This is a genomic window from Aeromonas intestinalis, from assembly GCF_054052485.1.
Genome location: NZ_JBSTYK010000009.1, coordinates 165,359 through 191,095, shown reverse-complemented (window position 1 = coordinate 191,095; position 25,737 = coordinate 165,359). Strand labels below are relative to the sequence as shown.

25 protein-coding genes are annotated in these 25,737 nt (G+C 62.0%); 14 read left to right on the top strand and 11 right to left on the bottom strand.

Annotation, left to right across the window (positions count from 1 at the left end; all coding sequences use genetic code 11):
- The first annotated feature begins 29 nt into the window (after positions 1 to 29).
- The 5 genes from ACW5W7_RS13615 (at position 30) to hdfR (ending at position 4,149) form a co-directional block, all read left to right on the top strand.
- Positions 30 to 1,388, top strand: a complete 1,359-nt coding sequence (locus ACW5W7_RS13615) for an Lcl domain-containing protein (protein ID WP_456502070.1) — start codon at positions 30 to 32, stop codon at positions 1,386 to 1,388.
- Positions 1,385 to 1,942, top strand: coding sequence for an Lcl C-terminal domain-containing protein (locus ACW5W7_RS13610; RefSeq protein WP_456502060.1), 558 nt, complete (start codon positions 1,385 to 1,387; stop codon positions 1,940 to 1,942). The genes ACW5W7_RS13615 and ACW5W7_RS13610 overlap by 4 nt, the downstream gene beginning before the upstream one ends.
- Before the next feature lie 198 nt (positions 1,943 to 2,140).
- Positions 2,141 to 2,623, top strand: a complete 483-nt coding sequence (gene eco, locus ACW5W7_RS13605) for a serine protease inhibitor ecotin (protein WP_434667054.1) — start codon at positions 2,141 to 2,143, stop codon at positions 2,621 to 2,623.
- 291 nt (positions 2,624 to 2,914) lie between these two features.
- Entirely contained in the window at positions 2,915 to 3,274 is a 360-nt protein-coding gene (gene maoP, locus ACW5W7_RS13600; RefSeq protein ID WP_349921713.1) for a DUF413 domain-containing protein, read from the top strand.
- Positions 3,274 to 4,149, top strand: a complete 876-nt coding sequence (gene hdfR, locus ACW5W7_RS13595) for an HTH-type transcriptional regulator HdfR (RefSeq protein WP_349921712.1) — start codon at positions 3,274 to 3,276, stop codon at positions 4,147 to 4,149. Before maoP ends, hdfR begins: the two co-directional genes overlap by 1 nt.
- A gap of 168 nt (positions 4,150 to 4,317) precedes the next feature.
- Here hdfR and tyrA read toward each other — a convergent pair whose 3' ends face one another.
- The 6 genes from tyrA to glpT form a co-directional block, all read right to left on the bottom strand.
- Complete coding sequence (gene tyrA / locus ACW5W7_RS13590; RefSeq protein ID WP_456502059.1) at positions 4,318 to 5,457, bottom strand: bifunctional chorismate mutase/prephenate dehydrogenase; 1,140 nt, start codon at positions 5,455 to 5,457, stop codon at positions 4,318 to 4,320.
- A 131-nt stretch (positions 5,458 to 5,588) separates the two neighbouring features.
- The gene (locus ACW5W7_RS13585) at positions 5,589 to 6,662 is read right to left on the bottom strand and encodes a 3-deoxy-7-phosphoheptulonate synthase (protein WP_349921710.1); all 1,074 of its coding nucleotides are present in this window, start codon (positions 6,660 to 6,662) and stop codon (positions 5,589 to 5,591) included.
- A gap of 341 nt (positions 6,663 to 7,003) precedes the next feature.
- Positions 7,004 to 8,086 (bottom strand): glycerophosphodiester phosphodiesterase, encoded by a 1,083-nt coding sequence (gene glpQ / locus ACW5W7_RS13580; protein WP_456502058.1) that lies wholly within the window; start codon positions 8,084 to 8,086, stop codon positions 7,004 to 7,006.
- 100 nt (positions 8,087 to 8,186) lie between these two features.
- Complete coding sequence (gene glpD, locus ACW5W7_RS13575; RefSeq protein WP_456502057.1) at positions 8,187 to 9,674, bottom strand: glycerol-3-phosphate dehydrogenase; 1,488 nt, start codon at positions 9,672 to 9,674, stop codon at positions 8,187 to 8,189.
- 330 nt (positions 9,675 to 10,004) lie between these two features.
- Positions 10,005 to 10,763, bottom strand: a complete 759-nt coding sequence (locus ACW5W7_RS13570; RefSeq protein ID WP_349921707.1) for a DeoR/GlpR family transcriptional regulator — start codon at positions 10,761 to 10,763, stop codon at positions 10,005 to 10,007.
- A 100-nt stretch (positions 10,764 to 10,863) separates the two neighbouring features.
- Complete coding sequence (glpT, locus tag ACW5W7_RS13565; RefSeq protein ID WP_434667037.1) at positions 10,864 to 12,219, bottom strand: glycerol-3-phosphate transporter; 1,356 nt, start codon at positions 12,217 to 12,219, stop codon at positions 10,864 to 10,866.
- 488 nt (positions 12,220 to 12,707) lie between these two features.
- On the opposite strand from glpT, the gene ACW5W7_RS13560 reads away from it, so the two are divergent.
- A complete protein-coding gene (locus tag ACW5W7_RS13560) occupies positions 12,708 to 13,559 on the top strand; it encodes an MIP/aquaporin family protein (RefSeq protein ID WP_349921705.1) in 852 nt (283 codons plus the stop codon).
- A 54-nt stretch (positions 13,560 to 13,613) separates the two neighbouring features.
- Positions 13,614 to 15,116 (top strand): glycerol kinase GlpK, encoded by a 1,503-nt coding sequence (gene glpK / locus ACW5W7_RS13555; protein WP_456502056.1) that lies wholly within the window; start codon positions 13,614 to 13,616, stop codon positions 15,114 to 15,116.
- Between the two features lie 113 nt (positions 15,117 to 15,229).
- Here glpK and ACW5W7_RS13550 read toward each other — a convergent pair whose 3' ends face one another.
- A complete protein-coding gene (locus tag ACW5W7_RS13550) occupies positions 15,230 to 16,132 on the bottom strand; it encodes a LysR family transcriptional regulator (RefSeq protein WP_349921702.1) in 903 nt (300 codons plus the stop codon).
- Between the two features lie 245 nt (positions 16,133 to 16,377).
- Between ACW5W7_RS13550 and ACW5W7_RS13545 the strand changes: the two genes are divergently transcribed.
- From ACW5W7_RS13545 to ACW5W7_RS13520, 6 genes are all read left to right on the top strand, one after another.
- Positions 16,378 to 16,725, top strand: coding sequence for a GFA family protein (locus tag ACW5W7_RS13545; RefSeq protein ID WP_456502055.1), 348 nt, complete (start codon positions 16,378 to 16,380; stop codon positions 16,723 to 16,725).
- A 224-nt stretch (positions 16,726 to 16,949) separates the two neighbouring features.
- Positions 16,950 to 17,336, top strand: coding sequence for a DUF6404 family protein (locus tag ACW5W7_RS13540; RefSeq protein WP_456502054.1), 387 nt, complete (start codon positions 16,950 to 16,952; stop codon positions 17,334 to 17,336).
- Positions 17,337 to 17,382: 46 nt separating this feature from the next.
- Positions 17,383 to 17,748 carry a VOC family protein gene (locus ACW5W7_RS13535; protein WP_456502053.1) on the top strand — a complete coding sequence of 122 codons (366 nt, stop codon included), beginning with the start codon at positions 17,383 to 17,385 and terminating at the stop codon, positions 17,746 to 17,748.
- 163 nt (positions 17,749 to 17,911) lie between these two features.
- Positions 17,912 to 18,202 carry a putative quinol monooxygenase gene (locus tag ACW5W7_RS13530; RefSeq protein WP_456502052.1) on the top strand — a complete coding sequence of 97 codons (291 nt, stop codon included), beginning with the start codon at positions 17,912 to 17,914 and terminating at the stop codon, positions 18,200 to 18,202.
- A 110-nt stretch (positions 18,203 to 18,312) separates the two neighbouring features.
- Positions 18,313 to 19,116, top strand: coding sequence for a 2,5-didehydrogluconate reductase DkgB (gene dkgB / locus ACW5W7_RS13525; RefSeq protein WP_456502051.1), 804 nt, complete (start codon positions 18,313 to 18,315; stop codon positions 19,114 to 19,116).
- A gap of 236 nt (positions 19,117 to 19,352) precedes the next feature.
- Positions 19,353 to 20,531, top strand: coding sequence for an MFS transporter (locus ACW5W7_RS13520; RefSeq protein WP_456502050.1), 1,179 nt, complete (start codon positions 19,353 to 19,355; stop codon positions 20,529 to 20,531).
- Positions 20,532 to 20,594: 63 nt separating this feature from the next.
- Here the strand turns inward: ACW5W7_RS13520 and cydX are convergent, their stop codons facing one another.
- Genes cydX through ACW5W7_RS13505 form a run of 3 tightly spaced genes read right to left on the bottom strand, consistent with a single transcriptional unit; the run spans position 20,595 to position 23,431 of the window.
- Positions 20,595 to 20,708, bottom strand: a complete 114-nt coding sequence (cydX, locus tag ACW5W7_RS13515; RefSeq protein ID WP_005310033.1) for a cytochrome bd-I oxidase subunit CydX — start codon at positions 20,706 to 20,708, stop codon at positions 20,595 to 20,597.
- 24 nt (positions 20,709 to 20,732) lie between these two features.
- Complete coding sequence (gene cydB / locus ACW5W7_RS13510) at positions 20,733 to 21,860, bottom strand: cytochrome d ubiquinol oxidase subunit II (protein ID WP_456502049.1); 1,128 nt, start codon at positions 21,858 to 21,860, stop codon at positions 20,733 to 20,735.
- Positions 21,860 to 23,431, bottom strand: a complete 1,572-nt coding sequence (locus ACW5W7_RS13505) for a cytochrome ubiquinol oxidase subunit I (protein WP_456502048.1) — start codon at positions 23,429 to 23,431, stop codon at positions 21,860 to 21,862. The genes cydB and ACW5W7_RS13505 overlap by 1 nt, the downstream gene beginning before the upstream one ends.
- Positions 23,432 to 23,551: 120 nt before the next feature.
- Here ACW5W7_RS13505 and ACW5W7_RS13500 point away from each other — a divergent pair, with 120 nt between their 5' ends.
- The gene (locus ACW5W7_RS13500; RefSeq protein ID WP_456502047.1) at positions 23,552 to 24,976 is read left to right on the top strand and encodes an aminotransferase-like domain-containing protein; all 1,425 of its coding nucleotides are present in this window, start codon (positions 23,552 to 23,554) and stop codon (positions 24,974 to 24,976) included.
- 74 nt (positions 24,977 to 25,050) lie between these two features.
- Here ACW5W7_RS13500 and ACW5W7_RS13495 read toward each other — a convergent pair whose 3' ends face one another.
- Positions 25,051 to 25,701 (bottom strand): tellurite resistance TerB family protein, encoded by a 651-nt coding sequence (locus tag ACW5W7_RS13495; RefSeq protein WP_349921690.1) that lies wholly within the window; start codon positions 25,699 to 25,701, stop codon positions 25,051 to 25,053.
- Between the last annotated feature and the right edge of the window lie 36 nt (positions 25,702 to 25,737).

Here is a 25,737-nt window from a genome sequence, read left to right as displayed (position 1 = left end):
CCCTCCAAGGAACAAAGATGAAGATGAGAATGACCCCGCTGGCCTGCTTGCTGGCGCCCCTGCTCACCGCCTGCGGCGGTGGTGGCACGGATGAGGCCCCCCTGGCGGCGCCGGACTATCACCTGACGGTCAACCTGCCCCAGGCGGGCACCCTTTGTGTCAACCTCAACCAGAACGAGAGCTGCGATGCCGGTGAACCCGAGGTCAGCGGCACTGCCGGTGCCCGCCAGCTGAACGGCACCTCTCCCGCCCTGCTGACCAGCCCGCTGCTGTTCATCCCGACGGATGCCGCGGCCCTGACCCTGACCCACCCGGCGGCACGTCTGGATGGTCAAACCCTCACCCCGACCCCGCTCAGTACCTTGCTGCAGGTGCGCATCGGTGACGGCATTCCCCCCGCCCAGGCGCTGACCGCCCTGCTGGCGGATCTGGCCCCCCTGCAGCCGGGCCAGGATCTGGCCGCCCTCGGCCAGCTTGAGGCGTTCAACCAGGCCCTCGCCGAACTGGCGCTGGCCGCCCTCGACGATGCCACTACCCTGCCGGGCGTGGCGGCCAATGAACGTCGCCGCCAGATCTGGCAGGGTCTGATGACCCTGCTGCCCGAACTTGGCCAACATTTTGCGCAAAGCCCCGAACTGTTGAGCTTGCAATCCCGTCTCGCCGACGTGCTGAGACAGCAACAACCCAGGGCCCTGGTCACCGCCAGCGGCGTCACCACCTACACGGACGGGGTGGACTACCTGCTGACCAGCGAGCCTGCGGATCACCCAGGTCAGGATGCCAGCCTAAAGCAGTCCCCCTTGCGTTATCGCAAGCTCGACAGCCAGGGACAGCCGCTGCCAGACAGTGCCACCCAGTGGGATTGCGTGGAAGATCTCAACACCGGCCTCGTCTGGGAGAAGAAGCTGGATGATCCGGACAGCCCGCGGGATCTGCACCGGGTCTTCGCCTGGGAATTTGGCAACTATCACCCAAGCCAGGATGAGCGGGACTACGCCTGCCCCGATGGCGATGCCATCTGCTCCACCGAGGAGTACCGTCAATGGCTCAACAGCCAGAAGTTGTGCGGCATCCAGACGTGGCGCCTGCCCCACAATCAGGAGTTGATGAGCCTGCAGCATTTCGGCTCCCTCACTCAGCAAGATGGCCAGGTGGTCAGCATGGATGTGCGCTACTTCCCGGATGTTGGTCCCTCCAACGGGGACTACGATGGCATCTACTGGAGCCAGACCCTGACCCCGTCCAGACGCCTTGAGAGTGTGCCCATCGCGGTCCTGGGTCCCCAGTTCCTAGGGGAGGATCCGGGCGCCGATTATCCCTATGCGGTCCAGAATCCCGATGAAGTCAATGCCCTGCAACTGCGCCTGGTGGCCGAGGTAACCCGATGAACAAGTTTCTCCTGACTCTGCTGCTCAGTCTCTGCAGCCCGCTGGCCCTGGCCATCGCCATCTGTGACGACAGCCTGCCCAGAACCAGTCCGACGTCCCGCTTCCTCGATCACGGCAACGGCACGGTGACGGACAGAGCCTCCGGCCTCACCTGGATGCGCTGCCAACTGGGACAAAGTTGGCAGGGCAACAGCTGCAGCGGCGAGCCGACCCGCCTCTACTGGCAACAGGCCCTGCTGACGGCCGAGCGGATCCGCACCGAATCCAATCACACCCTCTATGGCTTTGGCGGTCACACCGACTGGCGTCTGCCCACCATCAAGGAGCTCACCAGCCTGCTGGAATCGGCCTGCTACAAACCGGCATTGAACGAGACCATCTTCCCGCGGGCCATGGCCGGTGACGGCAAAGAGGTGAACGACGGCTATGTCTATCTCTGGTCCTCCACGCCCTTCCCCGCGGGCAAGACGGTGGCCTACCTCGACATCACCAGCGGTTCTGTCGGACTGCGCGCCCCCAGCGCCTGGGCCAAGCAGGTGCTGCTGGTTCGCTGACCAATGAAAGGGACCGGATCCCCAGGATCCGGTCCCTTCCCATATATAGAAGGCGTATATTTGTGAGGCGCCTCGTCAAAAAAGCATCAAATTACGTCATTGCGTGCCGGTTCATGCAGGTTTTGCCCCCCGGGGCGCTGGAATGAAACCGGCAGAGCGGTTAGTCTAGCGGCGTTGAACCAACCCCATGAGGTACAGATGAAAACCGTATTGCGTTTTAGCCTGCTGGGCGCCTTGTTATTGGGCGGCCATGCCTTCGCCGCCGAGCCTAAAAAATTCGATATCAGCATGTTCCCCGCCGCCGAAGTGAACCAGGAACGTGTCGTGATCCGTCTGCCGGAAGTCGAGAATGAAGCGGACATGATGGTCGAGCTGCAGGTCGGCAAGAAGATGCTGGTGGACTGCAACCTGCCGCGTTTCGCCGGCAACCTGGAACAGCACAGCGTCAAGGGCTGGGGCTACAACTACCTGGCACTTGGCCAGGTCTCCGGCCCCGTCAGCACCCTGATGGCCTGCCCGGATGGCCAGAAGAAGGAGACCTTCATCCAGATCTACGGTCAGGGCTTCTTCGTGAACTACAACTCCAAGCTGCCCTTCGTCATCTATGTGCCGCAGGAGTATGAAGTACGCTACCGCCTGTGGCGTGCCGACAACCTGGCCCAGCCAGCCATGATCGAGTGAGTATTGAAGCTCAGGTTCAGCGGCTTCACCCAGACTCAAATAAAGCGCCATTTGGCGCTTTATTTTTTGGCTTTTGTCTGTCAAACAGTGACGTTTCCTTTACAGAAACTGACATAACTCCACTATTTTTCAGGCTTTTTTGTGTCCGGCAGCGCAAAATCCCGGTGCGGGATGAGACAAAGGCCTTTCGATGAAAGATATTTATTAACATAGTAAAAAAATTGATTTTGCACTCTGCGACGGCCTGATGATACTTGCCCGCAAAGGTCAAACTAACCAGAACAAGAGACTATGAGCTTCGAATCAGATAAGCGTTTCAATGACTTCAAACATTTCCCCCGTGGCCTGCGTCGCAGCGGTGAATTTACCGTCGCCGAAGCGGACAGTCTGGAAAAATACGGTACCGTCATGCTGGCGCTCTATCAGGGCAATCTGGCCCCCCGTGATGATGTCGAAACCGCCTTTATCGAGCAGGTGAAATCCGGCGCCGCCGGCAGCAACCCCCACGCCAAGGTGTGGTTCAAGTATCTGAAGGTCATCGGCCCCAAGCGGGTGCACCGCCTGTGCACCGTGGCCGGTGGTGCCAACGAAGATGCCGGTGGCAGCTTCGAGAGCAGTGGCGGTGGTGGCAGTGACGAGTCCCTCGATTAATGGATACCGAACTGCTTCGGACCTTTATCGAGGTGAGCAAGACCCGGCACTTCGGCCGGGCTGCTGAGAATCTCTACCTGACCCAGTCGGCGGTGAGCTTTCGGATCCGCCAGCTCGAGCAGCAGCTCGGGGTCAGTCTGTTTGCCCGGCATCGCAACAACATCCGCCTGACCGCCTCCGGCGAGCGGCTGTTGCCCTACGCCGATGCCATCTTGCACACCCTGGGCCGCGCCAAGCAGGACGTGGCCCTCTCCCCCGGGTTCAGCCAACAACTCGCCATCGGTGCCCCTGCGGTATTCTGGGAACTCGATTTCAACGACTGGCTCAATCACGTCTATGCCCTGGCTCCCGGTCTCGCGGTACGCCTCGAAACCGCATCGCGCGAGCACCTGTGCCGCCAGCTGCTGGAGCGCTCCCTCGACCTGGCCCTGCTCTCCGAGCCGACCAAGATCGACGAGATTGCCCTGCACCCCATCGGTGAACTGGTGTTCGAACTGGTGAGCCGGGATGGCAGCGCCAACGCCGACAGCCTGATGCAGATGCCCCATATTCATCTGGATTGGGGTACCAGCTTCGAGGCCCAGCCGAGCCGGTTGCAGAGCCTGCAGAAGACGCCGGTGCTGCACTCGAGCTCCGCCAACATGGCGTTGCAGTTCGTGCTGGCCAACGGTGGCGCCGCCTATCTGCCACGGCGGATGGTGAGCCCCTTCCTGGAGCAGGGCAAACTGCACCTGGTGGACGGGGCCCAGGCCCTGAGCCGCCCACTCTACCTCGCCTATCTGGAGAAATCCGATCGCCGGGAGCTCATCGATCAACTGCTGACCCTGCCCCTGGGCTGGGATGGCGCGGATCTGCGGCTGCCCGCCACGCCATGAGTCAGCTGCTGTGAGCACGGCAGGCTGAATGGGGGCTATTGCGGCCCCATGTCATGCTGCCTGATTGCAGTTTTACCTCATCATTTATCTGCGTGATTCAAGAAAGGCAGCGCGAGTGAAACGAAAAAGGGACCTGATGGCCCCTTTTGTCTGGGTAAAAACCGGGTGTCAGCCGTGGTGGCGACGATCGTTGGCCTGGGCCAGCAGCATGCGGCTTTCGCGCAGGAAGTCGTCCGCCTTCTCGCCAAAGTAACCGGAGACCTCGGAGAAGGCATCGATGAAGCCCGCCCGATCCCCCCGTTCCAGCAGCCCCAGCGCCTCGCCGAAGTTCTGGTAGTAGCGGCGGATCATGGCGAGGTTCTGCGGTGACGACAGGATGATGTCGGCGTAGAGGTGGGGATCCTGGGCAAACAGCCGTCCCACCATGGCGAGCTCCAGCCGGTAGATGGGGGAGCTCAGGTTCAGCAGCCTGTCCAGATTGGCCTGCTCCCGGGAGAGGTGCAGACCATAGGCGAAGGTGGCGAAGTGGCGCAGCGCCTGGATGAAGGTCATGGCCTCGTCGTGAGCCTTGGCCTCCACCTGCTGCAAACGGGCCCCCCAGATGGTCATCTGATCCAGCAGCCACTGGCTGGCGGCGGGTTCCCGCCCCTGACAGCAGACGATCACCTGCTTGGCGAGGCTCGCCACGTCGGGCCCGAACATGGGGTGCAGCCCCAATACAGGGCCCTTGTGCACCGCCATCATATGGGCAAGGGGCTCCGTCTTGACGCTGGTCACATCCACCAGCAGGCAGTCGGCGGGCAAGTGGCCGAGCCGGTCGATGATGTCGCAGGTCACGTCGATGGGCACCGCCACCATCACCATGCCGGCGCCGCTCAGTATCGCGTCGGCGCGCGGCCAGTCGGCCTGCTCCAGGCTCTCGATCCGGTAACCCGACAGGCTGAACAGCTGGCCGAACAGGCGACCGAGCTGGCCCTGTCCGCCGATGATCACCACCTTGCCGAGGGTCGGATTCATGCACTTGAAGTGATGCTCCTTGTCACTGGCGGATTCGAGAATATAGGATTCGCGCATCACCCGGCGCAACACATCCTCGATAAGATCCCCGGGCACCCCCAGGGTCTCGGCCTCGGCGCGGCGGCGGGCCAGCATGCTCGCCTCCCTGTCCGGCGCATAGATGGGCAGGCCATGACGGCTCTTCACCTCACCCACTTCCCCCACCAGGGCCAGACGGGCGGCCAGCAGATCGATCAGCTGCTTGTCCACCGCGTCTATCTTGTCCCTGAGGGCATTCAACTCTTCGGCCATATCCAGTCCTTGTTGGCGCCGCCGCTGGCCGCGCCCTGTGATCCAATCGATCGCAACAGATGTCATGAGAGCGCCACGACCGCTGGCCGTGGTGCTCTCCTCCCAAGTCAGTGATGACAAGATACCACGGCTTAAGATGCGGTTCTGCCCTTGAGGGGCGCGGCCAGCTGGCGATGGCAACGGGCCAGCAAGTCGGCGGTGGTGTCCCAGTCGATGCAGGCATCGGTGATGGAGACGCCGTAGCGCATCTGCGCCTTGGGCTGCTCGCTGGACTGGTTGCCCTCCAGCAGGTTGGATTCGAGCATCACCCCGATGATGGAGCGGTTGCCCTCCTGGATCTGGTGGATGACGTTGTCCGCCACCTTGGGTTGCAGGCGGTGATCCTTGCTGGAGTTGCCGTGGCTGCAATCCACCACCAGGCCCGGCAGCAGACCCGCCTTCTCCAGCGCCTCTTCTGCCAGCGACACATTGACCGAATCGTAGTTCGGGTGCTTGCCGCCGCGCAGGATCACATGGCCATCCGGATTGCCCTGGGTCTGCAGCAAGGCGACCTGTCCCTGCTGGTTGATGCCCATGAAGGCGTGGGGGCTGGAAGCCGCCTGCAGCGCGTTGATGGCGGTGCCCAAGTTACCGTCGGTACCGTTCTTGAAGCCGACCGGCATGGAGAGGCCGGACGCCATCTCCCTGTGAGTCTGGGATTCCGTGGTGCGGGCACCGATGGCCGACCAGGAGAAGAGCTCCGCCAGGTATTGGGGGCTGATGGGATCCAGCGCCTCGGTGGCGAGTGGCAACTCCAGCTCGGCGAGCCAGCAGAGCAGCTCGCGGGCGCGGTGCAGCCCGAGCTCCACATCGAAGGTACCGTCGAGGTTGGGATCGTTGATAAAACCTTTCCAGCCGACCGTGGTGCGTGGCTTCTCAAAGTAGACCCGCATGACAATGTAGAGAGAATCCTGATAGGCATCATGCAGCGCTTTGAGTCTGGTTGCGTACTCTTTGGCGGCGTCCATGTCGTGGATGGAGCAGGGTCCACAGATCACCAGCAGACGGTGATCGCGACGATGGATGATGTCGGCGATGGTGTTGCGGGCCCCTTGCACGAAGGCCAGCGCGCGATCGGAGATGGGCAGTTTCTCCTTGAGCTGGGCAGGCGTGATCATCACTTGTTCGGACTGGATATGGATGTTGTTCAGGGGATCTCTTTGCATTTTCTCATTCTCTCTACTGTATCAAGCCAAAAGTGCGAGTGTATTTTTATGTTTACACGAGTCAGCACTTTGTTACGCAACCGCCCCCACCTTACCAAGGAAAAACAAACAATCAAGTGAAACCAGCGGTGAAACGGCTCAACAGGTGAATAAACGACCACCCCGCGAATCTAAGCAGCCATAAAATCGGGCATCTCTAGCCACCAAAACACAAAATATCGTAAACATACGTTTACACGAAAAGAGCCTAGGCCACAGGCAGATGACTCCCCTTTGCCATTATCGGGCATAAAAAAGCGGGGCACCTGCCCCGCTTGTGTTTCCATGCTCTCTTCCCGTTGTTATACCTTGCCGTGCGCCTTGATGACGGCGACCGCCTTGTCCGGGAAGTCGCTGAACACCCCGTCCACATCCGCCTGATAGAGGAAGATGTTGAGCAGGTCGGTGAAGTCCTTGGCATAGGCCGGGATCTGACCTTCATCCTGACGGAAGGTATAGGGATGCACCTTCAGACCGGCAGCGTGGGCCTCCTTCACCATGCCGGTGATGACCGGCTTGCCCGGAGTGCCCGGCTCGGTGACGATCATCGGCTTCCAGGGACCGATGCCATCGGCGTAGGTGGCGATGGTCTTCATGGCCCCCGGTTTGAACATCCAGTCGTAGTCATAGGGGGTCGCCTTGCCCTTGGCGTCGTAGACCATGGTCTCGTTCCAGTCGGTCTCGGCCATCAGCTGTACCAGCTTCAAGTCCATGCCGAGGGCCGGCATCAGCTCGCCGTCGATGCGCTTGAGCTCATCCGCATCGAAGCTCTGCAGGTAGATCTTGCTCTCCTTGCTGGTGTAGCCGTACTGCTTCAAGACCTTCAGCACCGCCTTGGAGATGTCCTTGCCCTCGTGACGGAACAGCCAGGGAGCCTTGATCTCCGGGTAGATGCCGATGTTGTTGCCGGTGCTTTTGTTGAGCCCCTGGATCATCTCGATCTCTTCCTGGAAGGTGTGGATCTTGAAACTGGACTGCCAAAGGGGGAAGCGCGCCGGGTAGACGGGCACCTGCTTGCCATCCACCAGCTGGAACGGCTCGGTCATGCGCAGTGAGCGCACCTCAGCCAGGGTGAAATCCACCACATAGTAGCGACCATCGGCGCGGGCACGGCCCGGGAAGCGCTCGGCCACGTCGGTGATGCCATCCAGGAAGTGATCGTGCATCACCACCAGCTGGTCATCCTTGGTCATCACCAGATCCTGCTCCAGATAGTCGGCCCCCATGCCATAGGCGAGCGCCTTGGATTCCAGGGTGTGTTCGGGCAGGTAACCGGAGGCGCCGCGGTGGGCGATGACCACCTTGCCTTCGTCGACGGCGAGTACAGGCAAGCTGAGTGCGGCCCCGAGGCCAAGGGCGACCAGGGAGAGGGAGGATTTTTTCATGGCTAGTGCTCTTTGTTATTGTTTATTGGATGTAGGTGATTGTTATAGCAGAGGTTTGTTGCAGAAATGCGGCGGGCGGCCAGGGCCGCCCGCCATCATGTCAGCTCGCCTTGGGCAAGGCGTGATGATGTTCGCCGAGCCAGGCTTGCAGCTGTTGCTGCTCGGGCTCGGAGAGGCGCAGCCCCAGCTTGCTGCGGCGCCACAGGATGTCTTCCAGGCTATGGGCCCACTCCCGGTTGATGAGGTAGCGCACCTCGGATTCATACAGACCGGCGCCAAAGTGCTGGCCGCGCTCCTCGTGCAACCAGAGGCGGGCCTGGCTGCCATACGCCTCGGCGATACGATGGGCGCTGCGCTCATCCAGCCAGTCGAACTCAAGCTGATAGGCGCGGGCCAGTTCGCTCGTGGTGCAGTCGAACTCGCCGCCCGGCAACCGGGTGGTGGCGGTCCAGTCTTCCTCCATCTGGCCGAACCAGGGTTTGAGTTTGTTGCAGGCGGCCTGGGCCAGCTTGCGATAGGTGGTGAGCTTGCCACCAAACACGGAGAGCAGCGGGGCGCCATCGGACTCGCCACTGAGCTCCAGGGTGTAGTCGCGGGTCACCGCCTGGGGGGAGTCCGACTCGTCATCGCACAGCGGACGTACCCCGGCGTAGGTCCAGATCACATCGGATGGCGCTATCTGGTGGTTGAAGTGGCCATTGACCACCTTGCACAGATACTCCACCTCGGCGCTGCTGATCTTGGCGTCTCGCGGCTCCCCTTTATGCTCCACGTCCGTGGTGCCGATCAGGGAAAAGTCCTGCTGATAGGGAATGACGAAGACGATGCGGTTGTCCTCGTTTTGCAGGATATAGGCCTCTTCGCGCTCGTGGATGCGCGGCACTATGATGTGACTGCCCTTGATGAGGCGAATGCCACGGGGGGATTTCTCGTGCAGGCTCTCGTCATAGAAGGTCTTGACCCAGGGGCCGGCCGCATTGACCAGGGCGCGGCAACTGACGTTGAACTGCTCGCCCCCTTCCCGCTCCAGGGTCAGGGTCCAATGTTTGGAGCCGCGCACCGCCTTGACGCAGCGGGTGCGGGTCTGCACCTCGGCCCCCTTGTCCCGGGCCAGCATGGCGTTGAGCACCACCAGGCGGGCATCATCCACCCAGGCATCCGAATACTCGAACCCCTTGTTGATCCCCTGTTTCAGGCCATCTTGCGGCAGGAAACGCACCCCGCAGCTGCCTTTTAGGCGATCCCGCTTGGCCAGGTTGTCATAGAGGAAGAGGCCGGCGCGGATCATCCAGGCCGGTCGCAGGTGTGGGCGATGAGGCAGGCGAAAGCGCATGGGACGGGCGATGTGGGGGGCCATGCCAAGCAGCACCTCCCGCTCCGCCAGGGCCTCTTTCACCAGCCGGAACTCGTAATGCTCGAGGTAACGCAGGCCACCGTGGATCAGCTTGCTGGAGTTGGAAGAGGTAGCCGAGGCGAGATCCTGCGCCTCGAACAGCGCCACCTTCAGCCCGCGCCCCGCCGCATCTGCCGCAATGCCGACCCCGTTGATGCCGCCGCCGACGACGACCAGATCATAATGTTCGCTCATGTTCACCTACTTTCTTATTTTGGGTTTGCCACGGTGGCAATGTTTGATTTCGCTCATATTAGAACATTAAAAAATGATAAACGAACATTTCATGGAGGAAATGTGATCGGGATTGTTCTGACAATGCTAAAAATGCTGCCAGTCGGTGACCGTCTGGTCACTCGGTCGCAACCCGGATAACGACGCGCAGACGAAGCCGCGAGAGTGGCCGTGAAGGTGCCGTGCACAAGCGTGCGCGGCAGGCGCAGGGAAATGTGCGGGGGATTGGGCGAAGCGCAGAGTCAAAGCGGCCGCCCGGAGGCGGCCTGTGCTAATGCGGGTGCAGAAGGTTCAGCAGATGTGGCAGGGGATCTGGTGCTGGGTCATCAGCCGCATCAGCCGCTCCGGCGGCTCTTCGTCGGTGAACAGGGCATGGATCTGGCTGAGGTTGCCGAGGTTGACCATGGCGTTGCGGCCAAACTTGGTGTGATCCGCGGCCAGGAACACCTGACGGGAGTGGGCGATGATGGCCTGGGCGATCTTCACCTCGTGATAGTCGAAATCGAGCAGTGAGCCGTCGTTGTCGATGCCGGAGATGCCGATGACGCCGTAATCCATGCGGAACTGGCCGATGAAGTCCCGGGTCGCCTCCCCCACGATACCGCCGTCCCGGTTGCGGATCTCGCCCCCTGCGATGATGACGGTGAAGTCATCCTTGGCGGTGAGAATGCTGGCGACGTTCAGGTTGTTGGTGACGATGCGCAGTTCGCGATGATCGAGCAGGGCGCGGGCGATGGCTTCCGTGGTGGTGCCGATGTCGATGAACAGCGACGAGCCGTCCGGGATATTGGCGGCCACCTCGCGGGCGATACGCTCCTTCTCCTTGAGCTGCATCACTTTACGGGCGCTGTAGGCGGTGTTGACCGTGCTCGAATGCAGGGAGGCTCCGCCGTGATGACGCCGGATCTTGTTCTGCTCCGCCAGATCGTTCAAATCCCGACGAATGGTCTGGGGGCTGACGTCAAAATGGGTCACCAGATCGTCGGTCGAGACGAAGCCCTGCCGGGTCAGGACGTCCAGGATCTCCAGATGTCGTTGGGTTTGCTTCACGCTTGCACTCCGCAGATGAGACGAAAAAAGGCCCCGGCAGTGCGGGGCCTTTGGCAGTGTACCCTATCCCTTTTCGGATCGATAAGGGCAGGATCACGTTTTATGCCTTGTTGACGCTAGCCTTGTGTGCCAGAGACTGGTTCTCGTGCTTGAGGGTCATGGCCAGCAGCACGATGGAGAGCACGCAGGAGACCACCAGCACCATGAAGCCACCATCCCAGCCGAAGTGGTCGACGGTATAGCCCAGCATGGCGTTGGCGGCCACGGCGCCCCCCAGATAACCGAACAGCCCGGTGAAGCCTGCGGCGGTACCGGCGGCCTTCTTCGGTGCCAGCTCCAGAGCGTAGAGGCCGATCAGCATGACGGGGCCATAGATGAGGAAGCCGATGGCGACCAGGGCCATCATGTCCACGCTCGGGTTGCCCGCCGGGTTCAGCCAGTAGACCAGCACGGCGATGGTGACCAGCACCATGAACAGGATGCCGGCCGGTGCGCGGCGGCCCTTGAACATCTTGTCGGAGATCCAGCCGCACAGCAGGGTGCCCGGGATGCCCGCCCACTCATAGAGGAAATAGGCCCAGGAGGAGTGATCCACGCTGAAGTCTTTCGCCTCTTTCAAGTAGGTCGGTGCCCAGTCCAGCACACCGTAGCGGATGAGGTAAACGAAGGCGTTGGCGATGGCGATGTACCACAGCAGCTTGTTGTGCAGCACGTACTTCATGAAGATCTCCTTGGCGGAGAACTCCTGCTCGTGGCTCTCGTTGTAGTCCTGCGGGTAGTCGTTCTTGTACTCCTCGATGGGAGGCAGACCGACCGACTGCGGGGTGTCGCGCATCACGAAGAAGGCGATCACCGCGATGGCTGCCGCGGCCGCCGCCGGTACATAGAAGGCGCTGCGCCAGTCGTTGAACCAGCCCATGCCGAGGATGAACAGCGGGCCTATCATGCCGCCGCCCACGTTGTGGGCCACGTTCCAGACCGAGACGATCTCGCCCCGCTCTTTCTGTGACCACCAGTGCACCATGGTGCGGCCGCAGGGAGGCCAGCCCATCCCTTGCACCCAGCCGTTCAGGAACAGCAGCACGAACATGATGGCGATGCTGGAGGTGGCCCAGTGCACCGTCCCCATCATGAACATGATGCCGGCCGAGAGCAGCAGGCCGGCGGAGAGGAAGTAACGGGCATTGGAGCGGTCCGACACGTTCCCCATCAGGAATTTCGACAGACCATAGGCGATGGAGACCCCGGACAGGGCCAGACCCAGATCACCGCGGGAGAAGCCTTGCTCGATGAGATAGGGCATGGCCAGGCTGAAGTTCTTGCGCACCAGGTAATAACCGGCATAACCGAAGAAGATCCCGAAGAACACCTGCCAGCGCATGCGTTTGTAGAAGGGATCGACCTTGTCGGCCGGCAACCGCTCGATATGGGGTGCAGGCCTGAAGAGACTAAGCATGTTCTGCTTCCTTATTGTTGTTATGGGCCGTTGAGAGTGCCCCGAGTACAGCTGCGACCAAGGAAGACCTCATTCGCAAGCGAGCCAATTGTGCTCACTTGTGAACATTTAATCTGTGATGAAGACTCAATTATTGCAGTTTTATTACAAAATAAACCATCGAATGAGTGTTTGCTCATTAACCAAAAGGCCTTATGAAACAAGGTTTCGCAGTACCCACTAAGTGGTAATCCAATCGAAGTTAGCGGTTATTAGTCACATTTTATTAGCAATGAGTGGGATCTTGCCCACATTTCCGATGGCGAGGGGATGGTGAATCGGCGCAGAAGAGTTATTTTCTCACTCGTCCAAGAACGAGCGCAAACGAGCATAACGTTTGCGTCAACTCAAACAACAAGAAGAAACGTTTTCGGGCGCAATAACTAGGACGAAAAGATAACGAAACGGAACATCAAACCTACTCTGGGTGGATATAAGGAATAAAAGGTATGAGCATACAAAGACCCAATACCCTGCTTGGCGAGTGCATCGCCGAGTTTATCGGAACCGGCCTGCTGATCTTCTTCGGCGTCGGTTGTGTGGCCGCCATGGTGCTGGCTGGCGCCAACTTCGGGCAATGGGAAATCTCCATTACCTGGGGGCTGGGCGTTGCCATCGCCATCTATGTCACCGGCGGCATTTCAGGTGCCCACCTGAACCCGGCCGTGACCCTGGCACTGATGACCTTCGCCGGTTTTGACAAGCGCAAGGTGGTGCCCTTCATCATCGCCCAGATAGCGGGTGCCTTCGCCTCCGCCGCCCTGGTCTACTTCCTGTATGATAACCTTTTCACCCAGTGGGAACTGACCCACAACGTGGTGCGTGGCAGCGTCGAAAGCCTCGGCACCGCCGGCATCTTCTCCACCTATCCCAATGCCCTGCTCTCCAACATGCAGGCCTTTGCGGTGGAACTGGTGATCACCGCCGTGCTGATGCTCGGCATCATGGCGCTCGGTGACAACAACAACGGTGCCCCCAAGGGCTTCGCCGCCGCCCTGCTGATCGGTATCCTGATCGCGGTGATCGGCGCCTCCCTCGGCCCCCTGACCGGCTTTGCCATGAACCCGGCCCGTGACTTTGGTCCCAAGCTGTTCGCCTTCTTCGCCGGCTGGGGTGACGTGGCCCTGACCGGTGGTCGTGACAACCCCTACTTCTGGGTTCCCATCCTCGGCCCCATCGTCGGCGCCCAGATTGGTACCGCCCTCTATGTGAAAGTGCTGGCTCCCTGCGTGCCGGGCAACCGTGTTGCCGCCGCCGAAGAGGCCGCCAAGCTGTCCAATAAAGAAGAGGCCGCCGCGTAAGAGCGGCCCTCCCCTGCGTGTAACAACGTGGAAAATAAAAACGTGGAGAACATCATGTCTGCTGAAAAGAAATATGTCGTCGCCCTGGATCAAGGCACCACCTCGTCCCGCGCCATCGTGTTTGACCAGGACGCCAACATAGTCGCGACCTCCCAGCGCGAATTCACCCAGCACTACCCGAAGGCGGGCTGGGTCGAGCACGACCCCATGGAGATCTGGGCCACCCAGTCTTCCGTCTTCACCGAGGTGCTGGCCAAGAGCGGCCTGCACAGCGAGCAGATCGCCGCCATCGGCATCACCAACCAGCGTGAAACCACAGTGGTGTGGGAAAAGGCCACCGGCAAGCCCATCTACAATGCCATCGTCTGGCAGTGCCGCCGCACCGCCGCCATCTGCGAAGAGCTCAAAGCCCGTGGCCTGGAAGAGTATGTGCGCGAGAACACCGGCCTGGTGCTGGATGCCTACTTCTCCGGCACCAAGGTGAAGTGGATCTTGGACAACGTGGAAGGGGCCCGCGAGAAGGCGATGAACGGCGAACTGCTGTTCGGCACCATCGACACCTGGCTGGTGTGGAAGATGACCAACGGCGAGGTGCACGTCACCGATCCGACCAACGCGTCGCGCACCATGCTCTACAACATCCGCGATCTGAAGTGGGATGAGCGCATGCTGGACGAGCTCGGCATCCCCATGTCCATGCTGCCGGAAGTGAAACCCTCTTCCGAGATCTATGGCTACACCACCCGTGGCGGCGGCTCCCGCATCCCCATCGCCGGCATCGCCGGTGACCAGCAGTCCGCCCTGTTCGGCCAGCTCTGCTTCGAGAAAGGCATGGCCAAGAACACCTACGGCACCGGCTGCTTCATGCTGATGAACACCGGCACCGAGCCGGTTCGCTCCAGCAACGGCCTGCTGACCACTGTCGCCATCGGCCCGAAAGGGGAAGTGAATTATGCCCTCGAGGGTGCCGTGTTCATGGGCGGCGCCACCATCCAGTGGCTGCGTGATGAACTCAAGATCATCCACGATGCCCGCGACACCGACTACTTCGCCTCCAAGGTGGGTGACACCAACGGCGTCTACCTGGTACCGGCCTTCGTGGGCCTGGGCGCCCCCTACTGGGATCCCTACGCTCGCGGCACCATGGTCGGCCTGACCCGGGGTGCGAACCGCAACCACATCATCCGCGCGGCGCTCGAATCCATCGCCTACCAGAGCCGTGACGTGCTGGATGCCATGCAGCAGGACTCCGGCATCAAACTGGCATCCCTGAAAGTGGATGGCGGCGCCGTCGCCAACGACTTCCTGATGCAGTTCCAGGCCGACATGATGCACACCCCAGTGGTGCGTCCGACCCGCATCGAGACCACCGCCATGGGCGCGGCCTTCCTCGCGGGCCTCGCGGTCGGCTTCTGGAAGAGCTCGGAAGAGCTGGAAGACAAGTTCAGCGTGGACCGTGAGTTCATCCCACAGATGGACAGAGACGATCGCGCCAAGCGCTACAACGGCTGGAAGAAGGCTGTGGAGCGCTCCCGCCGCTGGGCGGAAGAGGATTGATAGGGCGACCTGTCCTTTCGTAAGATGAAAAAGAGGCCGACAGCGATGTCGGCCTCTTGTTTATGCTTTAAAAGCCATAAAAACAGCGCAAATACGCTGTCAAAACCGGCCCGTCACAGCTCATTGGCGCCGAGTCGCTCCTTCAGGAAGTCGAGCCAGACCCGCAGCCGGATATCCCGCTGGGCATCGGAGTAAAACACCGCATGGATGGGGCGGGACGCGCCGCTGTTGCTGCGAGCCAGCACCTCCACCAGGGCGCCGCTCGCCCTGTCCGGCCCTGTCATGAAGTCCGACAAACAGACGATCCCCTGATCCGCCAGCGCCAGCTGACGCAAGGTCTCGCCGCTGCTGGCCCTAAGCGTCGGGGTGATGGCGAATCTGTCTCCTTGTTCGCTGCTCAGCAGCGGCCAGTGGTTGAGGTGATCGGGGTGCAAAAAGCCGAGCAGCTCGTGGCCAGCCAGCAGATCCGCCGGCTGGCGCGGCGTGCCCCGCGCCGCCAGATAGGCCGGGGACGCCAGCAACCGCAGCCGGGAGCGACCGAGCGGCAGGGCCCGCAGGGAGGAGTCCGTCAGCTCACCGATGCGGATGGCCATGTCCACCCGCCGCTCCATCAGATTGATGAAACCCTCGGAGCTGTGCAGTTGCAGCTCGATGCCGGGGTAGCGGCGACGGAACTCGCCGATGAGGGGCACCAGCCGGTGCAGGATGAAGGGGGTGGCGGCATCGACCCGCAGCACCCCTTCCGGCTGCTCCCGGCGCATCAGCAGATGCCCCTCCGCCTCGCTCATCTCGGTCAGGATCCGCACCGCCCGCTGATAGAACCAGCTCCCCTCCTCCGTCAGGCTGACCCGCCTCGTGGTGCGATTGAGCAGGACGGTGGCGAGCTTCTCTTCGAGGCGCTTGATGCCGCGGCTCACCACGGAATTGTCCATCCCCAGGTTCTCCGCCGCCTGGCGAAAGCTGCCCGCCTCCACCACGGCCACGAACAGGGTCAGTTCATCGGAATGGGTCTTCATTGTTGTTATCCCGGCAAGAAAGATGGGTCTTTATAGGCGTAATACCGGTTAGTTGGCAAGACGGATGAGGGCGCTCAGCCCCTTTACTGGCGCCGCAACCCTTCCCTGCAGACAGGCCCCTTGTCGCTCCCGGCCCCCGCAATGGGGCCTGACTATACTGAGGCGGGTCGCTTATCGCCCCGTCACAGGCATGCCCTGGATCACGCAGACGCCGGCTCGGCGCTCCATCAACCAAGGAGTCAGTCATGAAGTACAAGGGAAGCTGCCACTGCGGCAAGGTGGCATTTGAAGTGGAGGGGGAGCTGACCCAGGCCATGGCCTGCAACTGCTCCATCTGTCAGCGCAAGGGAGCCCTGCTGTGGATGCTGCCGCGCGCCAAGCTGACGTTGCTGACCCCGGACGAGGCGGCCAGCACCTACACCTTCCACAAGCACGTGGTCAAACACCGCTTCTGCCCGGTGTGCGGCATCCACCCCTACTGCGACGGCGTGGATCCCAAGGGCAATCACATCGTCGCCGTCAATGTCCGCTGCCTGGAGGGAGTGGATCCCGACGCCCTGCCGGTGCAGCACTACGATGGCCGGGCCCTGTGAGTCGGCGCTGAATCAGATCATTCGTACGCCGGGGCCATCGAGCCCTGGCGTGCCCCCTTTGCACCACCGCCCCTCCCTCAGGCTCTGTCAATCCCTCACCCCCAGGATGGGATCTGGCGCTAACTCTCCAGCCCACAACAAGGTTACTATCGACGCCCACATAGGGATATTCGGAGCCGACGTCTTGTCGCCAGTTCCGCTTTGCTGTCATGAAAGGGAAGCAGATGTCATTTGAACACCGCCTGTTCGCCGCCCACAAAGAGCTGGCCAGCAAGGGCATTAAGGAACTCAACTACAACCCGCCACTCATCTGGCTGTTGCGCAAGGCGGGGATCAATATCAGACCGCCCTACTATGAGCACTTTATGGTCAACCTGCTCACCATGGGGCTGCCGACAGGCATCATCTGGGGTCTGCTGATGTGGTTCTTCGGCTGGGAGCATGAGGTGAGCCTGGGGTATGCCCTGCGCCAGACCTGTTTTTTTGCCATCGGTGTCGGGCTGCTGATGGCCATCGTCTTCTGGGTACGCCGTAGGCAGCTCAAGCTGACCCCCTGGGAGGCACTGCCCGGCTCCACCCCACGGACCCAGCAGCGCTGGCAACCCAGATAGTCGCGAGTCCGCCATTACAGAACATTTGCAGCAGAGGGACGCAGCCATGACCAGAGCTCATGAAAAACTGAACTATGTGGAGTTTGCCGCCAGGGATCTCGCCGCCACCAAGGCCTTCTTCGAGGGAGCCTTTGGCTGGCAGTTCGTCGATTACGGCCCCGACTACTGCGCCTTTGCGGGAGAAGGGCTGGATGGCGGTTTCTACCGGGCGGACCTGTGCAGCCACAGCCACCAGGGAGGCGCCCTGCTGATCTTCTACAGCGCCGATATTGCCGCGACCCAGGCCAAGGTGAGCCAGTGGGGCGGCATCATCAACCGCCCCCTGTTCGACTTCCCCGGCGGTCGCCGCTTCCATTTCGTCGAACCGAGCGGCAATGAGTTTGCTGTCTGGTCTGAGGCAGCCAGCACCTGATCCCGCACGGCCTATTCCACTTCTTCCCTTGAGGGATTGCCTGCCAATCCCTTCCTTGCTGCCCCGATTGCTGCTCTGGCCTCAATAGTGTTTTGCGACCTGTCCCCTCTTTCACACCCGCCGCCGCAGGCATACTGACCCTCGTTGTCCCGAGGAGAGTCAGATGCCCGTCCCCATCACAGTGATTGCCGAGCTGGAGGCCAGACCCGAGTTTGGCGCCGAGCTGCCATCCGCCCTGGCCCCGCTCATCGCGGCCAGTCTGCAAGAGCCGGGGTGCCTTCGCTACCAGTTGCATCAGAGCCTGGATGCGCCCCACCGCTGGATGCTGCACGAGGAGTGGGCGAGCGAAGATGCGCTTGTCGCCCACCAACAAGCGCCCCACTTTATCGCCTTCCGGGCCCGGACCCGGGACTGGCTTGCCACGAGCCAGGTTCGCCGCTATCACTTGACCTGACCGCCAGCACCGCTTTACTGCCCATCAAGAGGGTCAGCCGATGATGGCGACCCGAGTGATGAGCAACCCCATAAACAAGAGCGTAAAAAATAGAGACCATGAGGAAATTGATGATGAAAATGCCCGCAATGGGTTTGGGGACCTTCCGCCTCAAGGGCGAGCCCCTGATCGCCACCCTGAACACCGGCCTCGAGCTGGGCTATCGCCATATCGACACCGCCCAGATCTACGGCAACGAGGCCGAGGTGGGTCAGGTGCTGGCAAGCACGAACGTGCCTCGCCAGGATATCTATCTCACCACCAAGGTGTGGACCAGCGAGTTCGGCCCGGGCAAGGTGATCCCGAGCCTCAAAACCAGCCTCGAAAAACTGCGCACCGACTACCTGGATCTGGCCCTTATTCACTGGCCCTCTCCCAAGGATGAGGTGCCGATGGCGGTCTATCTGGAGCAGCTGGCCGAGGCGAAAGCCCAGGGGCTGACCCGGGAGATAGGGGTTTCCAACTTCACCGTGGCTCAACTTAAAGAGGCCGTCGCCATCCTGGGGCCGGGCGCCATCACTCACCAGCAGGTGGAAATTCACCCCTTGCTGCAAAACCGCAAGGTGGTGGCGTTCTGCCAGGAGCAGGGCATCGCCCTCACCGCCTATATGCCGCTCGCCTATGGCAAGGTGCTCACCGAGCCGCTCCTGCTGGAAATAGGCAAACGCCACGGGGTCTCGGCCGCCCAGGTGTCCCTGGCCTGGCTGCTGGCCCAGGGCATGACGGTGATCCCAAGCTCCACCAAGCGGGAGAATCAGGCCGCCAACCTGGCCGCCCTCGAGGTGACACTCACCCGCGATGAGATGGCGCAAATCGCCACCCTGGAGCGGGGCGAGCGCTGCGCCAATCCGGACTTTGCACCGGCCTGGGACTGATCTGTCAGCATATTCAACTGCACCATGATGTTGTGAAAGCGGGAGGCACTGTGCCTCCCGCTTTTTTTGGTTTGGTGTACGTCCCACATCACGTCTAACCCGATAATCCCCGCCGCCCTCGATGTATTGCTGCTCATTTGGCAAAAGTAATTTGATGTCATCGTCATTTTTGCCAACAAACTCCGGGGGCATACTGCCGCCATTCTCCCGTCGGGAGTCCATTTCAAGGAGTTTGTATGCCACTGGCGTTGTTTGCCCTCACCCTGAGTGCCTTTGCGATCGGCACCACCGAATTTGTCATCGTGGGGCTCATTCCCACCATCGCCGAGCAGTTGCAGGTATCCCTGCCCTCGGCGGGCCTCCTGGTCAGCCTCTATGCCCTCGGCGTCGCCATCGGCGCTCCCGTGCTGACCGCACTCACCGGCAAGCTGCCACGCAAATGGCTGCTGGTGGGGCTGATGGCGCTCTTCACCGCCGGCAACCTGCTGGCCTGGCAGGCCCCCGGTTACGAGAGCCTGATCATCGCACGCATCCTCACCGGGCTGGCCCACGGGGTCTTCTTCTCGGTGGGCAGCACCATCGCCACCGGTCTGGTGGCCAAAGAAAAAGCGGCGAGTGCCATCGCCATCATGTTCAGCGGCCTGACCGTGGCACTGGTGACCGGCGTGCCCCTCGGTACCTGGATTGGTCAGCAGTTCGGCTGGCGCGAGACCTTCCTGGTGGTGAGCCTGCTCGGGATCGTCGCCATGGTGGGCAGCCTGCTGCTCATCCCGAATAACCTGCCCAAGGGAGCGGCCTCCAGCATCCGCGAGCAGCTCGTCGTGCTGACCAAGAAGCCGCTGCTGCTGGTCTACGCCAAGACGGCGCTGGGTTACGGTGGCGCCTTCACGGCCTTTACCTTCCTCGCCCCCATCCTGCAGCAGGTGAGCGGTTTTGGTGCCAACGCGGTGAGTCTCATCCTGCTGGTGTACGGGGTATCGGTGGCGGTCGGCAACATCTGGGGCGGCAAGCTCGCCGACAAGATGGGCCCGCTGCCCGCCCTGAAGCTGCTGTTTGCAGGCCTCGCCCTGGTGCTGCTCACCCTCACCTTCACCGCAACCCACCCTGTGCTCGCCGTGCTCACCGTGCTGGTGTGGGGCGCCTTTGCCTTCGGCAACGTGCCTGGGCTGCAGGTGCTGGTGGTGAAACAGGCCGAAATCCACACCCCGGGCGCCGTGGACGTGGCCTCCGGCCTCAACATCGCCGCCTTCAACGTCGGCATCGCCCTGGGTTCTGTGGTGGGTGGTTTCGTGGTGGAGCACCTTGGGTTGATGCACACCCCCTGGATTGGGGCCCTCATCGTGCTGCTGGCCTATGGTCTCACCCATGTCAGCGAGGCCAGTGCACGGCGCGCCGCGCGCCCGGCGATCGCCTAAGCCCCGGGCAACAAAAAGGCCGACACCCAGTGTCGGCCTTTTTCATTGGCAAGATGGCGCGGCTCAAGACTCCTTGAGATCCTCATCCGCGGCCCAGCGCGCCTCGAGCCAGAGCAGATTGACCAGGCCGCACAGCAGCGCAAACCCCAGCCCCAGTATCCAGGTGAAATACCACATATCGATGACTCCTCAATTCTCTTGTTAGTAGAGGCTATGGCCGTGTTCGCGCACCTGCTCGGTGCTCATCTTGCCCCGCGCCACCCAGTAAACCCAGAGGGTGTAGCCGATGTTGATGGGCATCAGCACGGCGACTATCCCCAGCATGATGAAGAGGGTGCGCTCACTGGAGGTGCCGTCCCACAGGGTCAGGCTGCTCGACGGATCCAGGGACGAGGGCAGCACGAAGGGGAACAGGGCGATGGCGATGGTCAGCATCATGGCGGTGCAGGCACCGCCGCTGGCCAAGATGGCGAGCCGCGCCCGACCAAGGGCGCTTGCCAGCGAGCTCAAGAGCGGCAGCAAGAGGCCAAGGGCCGGCACAGCCCAAAGCACGGGGTGCGCAATGAAGTTGCCAAACCAGCCATCCGGCGCCGTCGTTACCTGTTTCATCAGGGGGGTCAGGGAGCTGTTGAGATCCCCAATCTCGGCTATCTGGTAGCCGCGCATCTGGCTGAGCCAGAAGCCGCCCAAGGCAAACAGAGCGCTTGCCAGAGGGCCGAGCCAGCGGCTCTGGCGAGCGCAGCGCGCCGCTATCACCCCTTGAGTCTTGCACTGCAGGAAGCTGCAGCCATGGAGCATCAGCAGGGCCAGCGCCGTGCCCATGCAGGTGAAGAGCAGGGGCCAGTTGAAATCGAAGGCGCCATAGTGGATGCGAAGGGCCGAATCGAAGCGAAACGGCAAGCCTTGCAGCAAGAAGCCCAGGGTCGCGCCAAACACCAGGGTCGGCAGCAGGGCCCCCATCACCAGGGCCCTGTCCCACCAGCGGCGCCACACGGGGTCCGGCAGCTTGCTGCGATAGTCAAAACCGACCGGGCGCAGGAAGAGGCCGAACAGCAGGAACATGAAGGGCACATAGAGCGCCGAGAAGGAGGCGGCATAGACCAGGGGCCAGGCGGCGAACAGGGTGCCGGCACCGGCGATGAGCCACACCTGGTTGCCCTCCCACACGGGGCCCACGCTGTTGAGCAGCACCCGCCGCTCCTCATCGTTCTTGGCCACCACGGGCAACAGCATGCCGACCCCGAGATCGAAGCCATCCATCACCACGAAGCCGATGAGCAGGAAGAGCACCAACCCCCACCAGACGAGTTTCAGGGTTTCGTAATCCATCAGACGGGACTCCCGTTTTTCAACACTTCACCTTGATAACGACCCGTCTGCAGGCTGGCGGGCCCTTTGCGGATCACGTGACGCAACAAGAACAGCTCCACCACCAGCAGCGTGCTGTAGATGAGGAAGATTGAGATGAGGCTGAACCAGAGTGGGCCCGGGCGCAGCAAGGAGACGGATGCCGACACCGGCAGCACGTCGCTGATGGTCCAGGGTTGGCGACCGAACTCGGCCACGAACCAGCCCGCCTCGATGGCAATCCAGGGCAGCGGTATGCTCCAGAACAGGGCCTTGAGCAGTTGGGTCGATTGCACCAGCCGGCCCCGGCACAGCTGCAGGAAGGCGGCGGTAAAGAGCAGCAGCAACACCACGCCTATGCCTACCATCAGTCGGAAGCTCCAGAACAGTGGCGCCACCTGGGGGATGGAGTCGTCCACCGCCTTGGCAATGGCCACCTCGTCCGCCTTGCCAATCTCCTTGGCGTAGGGGGTCAGCAGCAGGCCGTAGCCGAGATCGGCGCGGTGGCGCTCGAAGGTGGCCCAGGCCTTGGCATTGCCGCCATCCGCCCGCAGGGCTTCCAGGGCATCGTGGGCCAGCATGCCACTGCGGATGCGCACCTCGTGCTCGGCCTTGAGATCTTTCAGGCCCGTCACCTGCTCATCGAGGGAGCGGGTGGCGATAATGCCCATCAGATAAGGGATCTTGACCGCGGCGTGGGTGGTCTCGGCGCTCTGATCCGGCAGACCGAACAGGGTGAAGGAGGCCGGGGCAGGCTCGGTGTGCCACTCCGCCTCGATGGCGGCGAGTTTCACCTTCTGTACCTCGCCGGTGCGATAGCCAGACTCGTCACCCAGTACTATGACCGAGAGGATGGCGGCCAGACCGAAACCCGAGGCGATGGCGAAGGAGCGCAGGGCGAAGCGCACCTCCATGCGGCGCAGCAGATACCAGCTGCTCACCCCCATCACGAACAGGGAAGCAGCCACATAGCCCGCCGCCACCGTGTGCACGAACTTGACCTGGGCCACCGGGTTGAAGATGACAGCGGCCACGTCCACCAGCTCCATGCGCATCGTCATGGGGTTGAACTCGGCGCCGACCGGGTTCTGCATCCAGCCGTTGGCGATGAGGATCCAGAGCGCTGAGAGGTTGGAGCCGAGCGCCACCAGCATGGTCACCATCAGGTGCTGACCGCGGGAGAGTTTGTCCCAGCCGAAGAAGAAGAGTCCCACCAGGGTGGATTCGAGGAAGAAGGCCATCAGTCCCTCCACCGCGAGCGGAGTGCCGAAGATGTCGCCGACGTAGTGGGAGTAGTAGGCCCAGTTGGTCCCGAACTGGAACTCCAACGTGATCCCGGTAGTCACCCCCATCACGAAGTTGATACCGAACAACTTGCCCCAGAAGCGGGTGATGTCCTTGTAGATCACCTTGCCGGTCATCACGTAGGCCGACTCGGCAATCACCAGGATCCAGGACAGCCCCAGGGTGAGGGGTACAAACAGAAAGTGGAACATCGCCGTCGCGCCGAACTGTATTCGGGAGAGGCTGACCACATCATCCAGGCTTATCATGCATGACTCTCTATGTTGCATTTAACAGACAGGTTTTCGCCCGTTAAGTACAACACGTGCCATGACACCTATAACAGATGCAGTTATAGTGAAATACACCTATAACAGTTTAAATCCATCATGTCCCGCTACGGCCAACTGGCAGATCAACTGCAGCAGCAGATAGAGAGCGGCGTCTGGCGGCCGGGGGAGCGTATCCCCTCCATCCGCCAGAGCTGCAAGACCCACCACCTTAGCCCCATGACTGTGCTGCAGGCCTATCAGTTGCTGGAGAGCCGCGGCCTGGTGCTGGCGCGGCCCCAGTCCGGTTACTACGTCAAGGCCGCCGCCTCCCCCCAGCGCATCAGCGTCCCCCAGCAGGCGCACTACAGCGGCTCGGTGGACATCAACGATCTGGTGTTCGAGGTGCTGCAGGCGAGCAAGTCCCGGGATCTGGTGCCGCTCGGCATGGCGGTGGCGGATCCCGTCCTCTTCCCCCATCCCCAGCTCGGCCGGGCGCTGGGCAGCTGCATGCGCCGGCTCGATCCCTTCAGCACGGTGGCGGATTTGCCCCCCGGCAACGAGACGTTGCGCCGGGCCATCGCCCGCCGCTACGCGGACGATGGCCTGCTGGTCGACCCCCAAGAGATCATCATCACCACGGGAGCCATGGAGGCGCTCTCCCTCAGCCTGCAGGTGCTGACCGAGCCGGGAGACTGGGTGGTGGTGGAGTCTCCCACCTTCTACGGCGCCCTGCAGGCCATAGAGCGTTTGCAGCTCAAGGCGGTGGAGATCCCCGTGATCCCCGGGGTCGGCATCGATCTCGCCTTGCTGGCACAGGCCCTGGCCCAGCGTCCCATCAAGGCGTGCTGGCTGATGGGCAACGTCCAGCATCCGCTGGGTCACACCATGCCGGATGGCCACAAGGAGGCGTTGATGCAGTTGCTCAACGCCCACCGGGTACCTCTGGTGGAGGACGACGTCTATGCGGAGATCTATTTTGGCCGCGAGCGGCCGCGCCCGCTCAAGCATTGGGACGCTCGGGGGGACAGCCTGCTGTGCAGCTCGTTTTCCAAATGCCTGGCGCCGGGCTTTCGGGTCGGCTGGGTGGTGGCGGGCCCCCATGCCGAGCGCATCCAGCGGCTGCAGCTGATGTCGACCCTGTCGACCAATGTGCCGAGCCAGCTGGCGCTTGCCGACATGCTGCGCCAGGGCGGGGTGGATGCCCATTTTCGGCGCCTGCGCCACACCCTGGCCCAGCGCCAGCAGCAGATGCGGGCCGCTCTGCTGCGCCTCCTGCCCCTGGATGTGCGCATTTCCTCCCCCGATGGCGGCTACTTCCTCTGGCTGGAATTTGACGAGCGTCTCGACAGCCGGGCCCTGCACGCCAGAGCGCTCGCCTGCGGCTTTTCCCTGGCGCCCGGGGCGCTCTTTTCCAGCCAGGGTCAGCACAACCACTGCCTGCGCCTAAACAGCTCCCATCCCTGGAGCCCAGAGCTGGAGGCCGCCCTCGGCCAGTTGGCGGAGCTTATCCGGCAGCAGTTAGACAAACCCTTGTTGCGTTGAGCCCTTGAGGCGGACGCGGCCGAACACAAACAGGCCCCATGACGGGGCCTTTTCATCGAGTACGAACGTGCGGATCAGCTCGGCGACCCCAGCTGGGCCACCTGCTTCTCTATGCTGCCTTTGAGGTTGTCATCGAGCCTGAGGGCACGGGCCAGCTCGTCCAGATAACCGCGCTCCATGAAGTGATCCACCTCGACGGTGAGCAGGGAGGCGAGGTAGACCTCGGTGGCCTGCTCCATGTCGGTGACCTCCCGGGCCAGGGCCTGGGGATCCAGCGGGCGGGCCAGCTCGGCGTCAATCCAGCGGGCCGCATCGCTCTGCCCCTGTTCGGTCAGGTACTGCTGGATCTTCTGGCGCTCGGCGTCGTCGATGTGACCATCGGCCCGGGCCGCCGCCACCATGGCACGCACCAGCAGGGTGGCACGGGCGTCAAGCGCCTGTCCCTGCAGGGAATCCAGAGGCTGGGCTGGTTGCGCCGCCCCGCCCTGCTGGGATTGCCAGTCCTGGTAGAGCTTGTAGGCGAGACCACCGAGGGCCGCCGCACCGCCCACCGCCGCCACCTTGCCACCATATTTGCGTATCTTCTTGTTGCCGAGCAGCAAAGCCATGGCACCGGCCGCCAGGCCGCCCTGCGCCATGCCCTTCATCTGGGCCTTGCGGCTGTCGCCGCCATCGTTGAGCCAGCTCTTGCCGCTGCCGAGCAGTTGATCGAGTATTTGTTTCATAGGCCCTCCTCATTGCATTTTGCTTTATGCTGGTTC

What these genes read in the sequence shown, in the direction of transcription:
- maoP (WP_349921713.1), top strand. Translation starts at nt 2,915, where the DNA reads ATGAGCTTCGAATCAGATAAGCGTTTCAATGACTTCAAACATTTCCCC.
- eco (WP_434667054.1), top strand. Translation starts at nt 2,141, where the DNA reads ATGAAAACCGTATTGCGTTTTAGCCTGCTGGGCGCCTTGTTATTGGGC.
- hdfR (WP_349921712.1), top strand. Translation starts at nt 3,274, where the DNA reads ATGGATACCGAACTGCTTCGGACCTTTATCGAGGTGAGCAAGACCCGG.
- ACW5W7_RS13585 (WP_349921710.1), bottom strand. Translation starts at nt 6,662, where the DNA reads ATGCAAAGAGATCCCCTGAACAACATCCATATCCAGTCCGAACAAGTG.
- dkgB (WP_456502051.1), top strand. Translation starts at nt 18,313, where the DNA reads ATGATGAAAATGCCCGCAATGGGTTTGGGGACCTTCCGCCTCAAGGGC.
- glpK (WP_456502056.1), top strand. Translation starts at nt 13,614, where the DNA reads ATGTCTGCTGAAAAGAAATATGTCGTCGCCCTGGATCAAGGCACCACC.
- ACW5W7_RS13530 (WP_456502052.1), top strand. Translation starts at nt 17,912, where the DNA reads ATGCCCGTCCCCATCACAGTGATTGCCGAGCTGGAGGCCAGACCCGAG.
- cydB (WP_456502049.1), bottom strand. Translation starts at nt 21,860, where the DNA reads ATGGATTACGAAACCCTGAAACTCGTCTGGTGGGGGTTGGTGCTCTTC.
- ACW5W7_RS13540 (WP_456502054.1), top strand. Translation starts at nt 16,950, where the DNA reads ATGTCATTTGAACACCGCCTGTTCGCCGCCCACAAAGAGCTGGCCAGC.
- ACW5W7_RS13615 (WP_456502070.1), top strand. Translation starts at nt 30, where the DNA reads ATGACCCCGCTGGCCTGCTTGCTGGCGCCCCTGCTCACCGCCTGCGGC.
- ACW5W7_RS13535 (WP_456502053.1), top strand. Translation starts at nt 17,383, where the DNA reads ATGACCAGAGCTCATGAAAAACTGAACTATGTGGAGTTTGCCGCCAGG.
- glpD (WP_456502057.1), bottom strand. Translation starts at nt 9,674, where the DNA reads ATGAGCGAACATTATGATCTGGTCGTCGTCGGCGGCGGCATCAACGGG.
- ACW5W7_RS13495 (WP_349921690.1), bottom strand. Translation starts at nt 25,701, where the DNA reads ATGAAACAAATACTCGATCAACTGCTCGGCAGCGGCAAGAGCTGGCTC.
- ACW5W7_RS13500 (WP_456502047.1), top strand. Translation starts at nt 23,552, where the DNA reads ATGTCCCGCTACGGCCAACTGGCAGATCAACTGCAGCAGCAGATAGAG.
- ACW5W7_RS13505 (WP_456502048.1), bottom strand. Translation starts at nt 23,431, where the DNA reads ATGATAAGCCTGGATGATGTGGTCAGCCTCTCCCGAATACAGTTCGGC.
- ACW5W7_RS13610 (WP_456502060.1), top strand. Translation starts at nt 1,385, where the DNA reads ATGAACAAGTTTCTCCTGACTCTGCTGCTCAGTCTCTGCAGCCCGCTG.
- glpQ (WP_456502058.1), bottom strand. Translation starts at nt 8,086, where the DNA reads ATGAAAAAATCCTCCCTCTCCCTGGTCGCCCTTGGCCTCGGGGCCGCA.
- ACW5W7_RS13520 (WP_456502050.1), top strand. Translation starts at nt 19,353, where the DNA reads ATGCCACTGGCGTTGTTTGCCCTCACCCTGAGTGCCTTTGCGATCGGC.
- ACW5W7_RS13550 (WP_349921702.1), bottom strand. Translation starts at nt 16,132, where the DNA reads ATGAAGACCCATTCCGATGAACTGACCCTGTTCGTGGCCGTGGTGGAG.
- cydX (WP_005310033.1), bottom strand. Translation starts at nt 20,708, where the DNA reads ATGTGGTATTTCACCTGGATACTGGGGCTGGGGTTTGCGCTGCTGTGC.
- tyrA (WP_456502059.1), bottom strand. Translation starts at nt 5,457, where the DNA reads ATGGCCGAAGAGTTGAATGCCCTCAGGGACAAGATAGACGCGGTGGAC.
- ACW5W7_RS13545 (WP_456502055.1), top strand. Translation starts at nt 16,378, where the DNA reads ATGAAGTACAAGGGAAGCTGCCACTGCGGCAAGGTGGCATTTGAAGTG.
- ACW5W7_RS13560 (WP_349921705.1), top strand. Translation starts at nt 12,708, where the DNA reads ATGAGCATACAAAGACCCAATACCCTGCTTGGCGAGTGCATCGCCGAG.
- glpT (WP_434667037.1), bottom strand. Translation starts at nt 12,219, where the DNA reads ATGCTTAGTCTCTTCAGGCCTGCACCCCATATCGAGCGGTTGCCGGCC.